The sequence below is a fragment of the Mycobacterium sp. genome (assembly GCF_035499775.1).
Lineage (GTDB): Bacteria > Actinomycetota > Actinomycetes > Mycobacteriales > Mycobacteriaceae > Mycobacterium.
The window spans coordinates 1-4,376 of the sequence record NZ_DATJYB010000619.1 but is presented as its reverse complement, the minus strand read 5'-3'; the positions used below and the strand labels follow the sequence as shown (position 1 = coordinate 4,376).

At 62.0% G+C, this 4,376-nt stretch carries 2 protein-coding genes; both read left to right on the top strand.

Annotated elements, in window-relative coordinates:
• The coding region (locus VML93_RS37160) for a TonB-dependent receptor (protein WP_325618662.1) at positions 1–1,907 on the top strand (1,907 nt) is incomplete at its 5' end.
• Positions 1,908–1,959: 52 nt separating this feature from the next.
• On the top strand, positions 1,960–4,233 hold the full coding sequence (locus tag VML93_RS37155) for a TonB-dependent receptor (RefSeq protein WP_325618660.1): 2,274 nt from the start codon (positions 1,960–1,962) through the stop codon (positions 4,231–4,233).
• The last annotated feature ends 143 nt before the right edge of the window (positions 4,234–4,376 follow it).

The following is a 4,376-nucleotide window of genomic DNA, read 5'->3' as shown; positions in this document are numbered from 1 at the left end:
CGCAGGAGCTCGACGATGCATTGCGCTTCGTACCGGGCATAGATCTCCTGGGATACTCCGGTGAGGCCCAACACCCCACCTCGGACAGCCTGGGGATGCGCGGGCTCGGCGGCGCCGCACAGGGAATCAGCCGCGCGCTGGTCATGATCGACGGCATTCCAATCAACGATGCGTTCTTCGGCTACATCCAATGGGGGCGGATTCCACTCGAGAACGTCGACCGCGTGGAAATCGTGCGCGGCGGCGGCAGCCCGCTGTGGGGAAATTACGCGGAAGGTGGCGTCATCAACATCATCACACGCCAGCCAGCCGGCGAGCATCTGACCGTGGAGGGCGGAGGCGGCAGTTACGGTACCTATCGAGGCGGGCTCTCAGGAGCGTACTTCCCGACCGACACACTGAAAATACAGGCCGGAGCCCTCGCCGCTGGCACCGACGGGTTCCAACAGGTCCCCGGCTACGAGCGGACGCCGTTCAACACTCCAACGAGCTTCAACACCGGCAATACATTCCTCAAAGGCACCTGGACGCCCGGTAATGACCTGGTCGGCAATGCGACCATGAGCTATCACGAGAACCACCAACGCCTGGAGACGGTTCTCGATACGAACTCGCAGCGAATCTACTCCTTTGCCGGCGACCTGCGCAAAACGTTCGGCGAGGCGGCCCTCGCGGCAACCGCGTTCTATTCGGACAGCCATTTCACGACCAACAACTCGACGTACTTTCCGGACGAGCAGGATCTCGCCGCCACGACCCAGGCATTGAACGAGATCCACCAGGTTCGAGCCCACGATGGCGGCGGCTCGCTCACCTGGTCACAGAACCTGTCCGGACCGCTGGTCCGCTACATGGTCGGCGCCGATATTCATGCCATCAGCGGACGCGACGACACCGATCACTTCATCGATCCGGACTTCTCTCCCGGATTCTCGACTACCAACGGGCATGGCTCTCAGACATTTGTCGGCGCCTTCGCGCAGGTAGCCTTCGCGCCGGTGAGCAACCTGGAGGTGCAAGCCAGCGGTCGGCTGCAGTACCTGCACAACTCCGATGGTTATGACGGAAGTCGAGGTGGCGTGGGCGCCGTCCCGGATCAGAACTACACCCGCTTCGACCCTCGGCTGGACGTCCGTTACTCTCTGACCGAAGCCGTAGCACTGCGCGGCGCCTGGTACGAGGCGTTCCGCGCACCCAACATCGGCGATCAATTCTATACCTACGCCGCTGGCGGCTTCGTGCAGCTTCCCAGTCCCTTTCTCCGGCCGGAGAACGCGCATGGCGGCGAAGTCGGCCTGGACTACACCAGGCCCGGCCTGCGCGCTCAGTTCAGCTTCTATCGAACCGACATCAACAACTACATCGTCATTGAGCCGACCACCAATCCAATTTACTCACCAGCGGGTTGGTACGTTGTGCAGAACGTCAATGTCGCCGCGGTGCGTGCGCAGGGATTCGAGAGCGAAATCAACTGGGATCTGGGCACGGGCGTCAGCGCGAACCTCGCGTACACGTTTGCGGACTCCACCGTCCGTGACAATCCACTCGATCCCGCCAGTGTTGGCCAGCAGATCATCGACGTTCCCAGAAACAAGGCGGCGGCCGAGCTGACTTACAGGAACCCGGGCGGATGGGGCGTCTCCACCCAGGCACGCTGGTCGGACCGCACCGACTGGGCCTCGCCCGATCACACCGATCCCGGCTATCCGGGACGGATTTCCGGGGATCCCAACTTCCTGGTGGACCTCTCCGGAAGTTACACGTTCCACTCGCACACCGAGATTTTCCTGCAAATCCAGAATCTGCTCGACAGGCGTTACGTCACGACCGGCTACTCGGCACCCTCCGCCCAGGTGTTGGGAGCGCCGTTCCAGGTGTTCGCCGGAGTGCGGCTGACGGTCCGCTAGATCAATTGCCCAAACCAGCAAAGTCGCCTTGCGGCCTTGCGGAGGACATATCGTGGATACCTCAAACATGCGTCGTGCCTTTGCAATCTGTTCCGGTGCTCTGATGCTCCTGCCCGGGCCCACGCTCCTCCTCTGCGCCGTGCTGGCGCCCTGGCTCATGCCGGAGGTCGCCCACGCGGCACCCCTGGGCAGCAGTGTGCGCGGTGTGATAGTCGATCCCGAGGACCGGCCTGTCGCGCAAGCGAACGTGACTCTGAAGTCCGCCACGTCAGAATGGACGCAGACGACACTCACCGATCGCCGTGGCGGCTTCACTTTCGCCGCCGTACCGATCGGTGACTATTCACTCACCGTTTCCCAGGGAGGTTTTGCGACCGCCGCGCAAGCCGTTACCGTGCCGTCCTCAGGGTCGCCACCGCTAGCGCGCATCAAGCTCGCTGCCTCGGGAAAAACTCTTGCCACGGTGACCGTGGCTGCCGATGCGCTGACGGCCGTCGTCAATTCGGCGACGCCCACGACGCTGGTCAACCGCCAGGACATTGCCGACACACCGGGCGCCAACCGTAGTAACAGCCTGGCCATGATCACGGATTTCGTCCCGGGCGCCTATTTCGTCCACGATCAGCTCCATGTCCGCGGCGGACACCAGACAGCCTGGACCATCGATGGCGTTGAGATTCCCAATACCAACATCGCCAGCAACCTGGGACCGCAGATCGACCCCAAGGACATCGACTATCTCGAAGTGCAACGGGGTGGCTACGAGGCCGACCAGGGTGACCGCACCTACGGGGTGTTCAATGTCATCCCGCGTACGGGCTTCGAGCGCAACAACGAGGCGGAGTTGTTGGTAAGCGGCGGCAACTACGGACAGACCAACGACTACTTCAGTGTGGGTAGCCACACCGATGACTTCGCGTATTACGCCAGCGTCAACGGCAACCGCAGCGACCTGGGTATCGAGACCCCCGTCGCGCAGATCATCCACGACAAACAGGATGGCTATGGCGGCTTCAGTACCCTGGTCTTCAACGCGACCCCGCAAGACCAACTGCGCCTGGTGCTCTCCGCGCGGCGCGACAACTACCAGATCCCCAACTCCCCGGGGGACATGCTGAACGACGTACAGCGCGAAGCCGACGCGTTCGCGATACTTTCATGGATCAGGACGTTCAACTCCGACCTGGTGCTGACCAGCTCGGTGTTCTACCATTACAACCGGGCTGACTTGGATGCGGCCGCCGATGACGTTCCGATCAGCACCACCGATCAAAGATCCTCGACGTACGCAGGCGGGCAGGAGACGCTGCGTGTACACGTCGCGCGCAATGACATCCAGGTGGGCCTGCTCGGCTTCGCTCAACATGACAACCACCTTTTCAACGTCATTTTCAATGACAACAGCAACCCACCCTTCAACCAGGCGTTGAATCCGAACGCCAACCAGGTGGCAGTCTACGTAGAGGACACGTTCTCAGTCACTTCCCGCTGGGATGTGATCGCCGGTGTCAGGCAAACCCGCTTTTCCGGCGGGATCACCGAGAATGCCACCAGTCCGCGCGTCGGCACGACCTTTGTGATCCCGCACCTCAACTGGATCCTGCGGGCCTTCTACGGCAAATACTACCAGGCACCGCCGCTGGAGACCGTATCCGGTCCCCTGCTCGCCTACGCGCAAGCCAGTGAGCTCGCCTTCCTGCCACTGCGGGGCGAGCGGGACAAGGAGCGGCAATTCGGTCTCACCATTCCGGTCGCGGGCTGGAGTATCGACCTCGATCACTTCGTCACGCAGGCGACGAACTTTTTCGATCACAACAATATCGGCAATTCCAACGTGTTCCTCCCCATCACCATCGATGGAGCCTTGATCCGCGCGTGGGAGGTGGCGATCCGCTCGCCCCGTTTCTGGGACTTCGGGCAATTTCACCTCGCCTACTCGAATCAAACGGCCGACGGCATCGGCGGCATCAACGGCGGATTGACCGATTTCGAGCCGGCCGGCTACTTCGCGCTCGACCACGATCAGCGCAACACCCTGAACGTGGGATTCGATGCGCGGCTGCCCTGGCAATCCTTCGTCGCCGTGAACATCTCCAGCGGGTCGGGGTTCGCCAACGGGGACGCGCCGCCGAGCCACCTTCCGGGACACACGGAAGTGGACCTCAAGGTTGGCAAGTCCTTCACACCGAGCCTGTCGGCATCGATATCGGTTCTGAATGCGACCGGCCAGCACCTGCTCATCGATAACAGTCTCACCTTCGGCGGATTCCACTACAACAATCCGCGGCAGGCGTACGCGGAAGTCGACTACAAGTTCGGGTATTGACACCTCGTCGGGCGCTGCGACAAAGGGTCACAGGGCAGCACTCGGAAATCGAGGTAATCTGCCAGTCGACCCGGAGCAATGTGGACGCTCATCGGGTCACACGCAAGGGGCACTGTCCCCTGGAGTCCTTCGCTAGAGCGGTG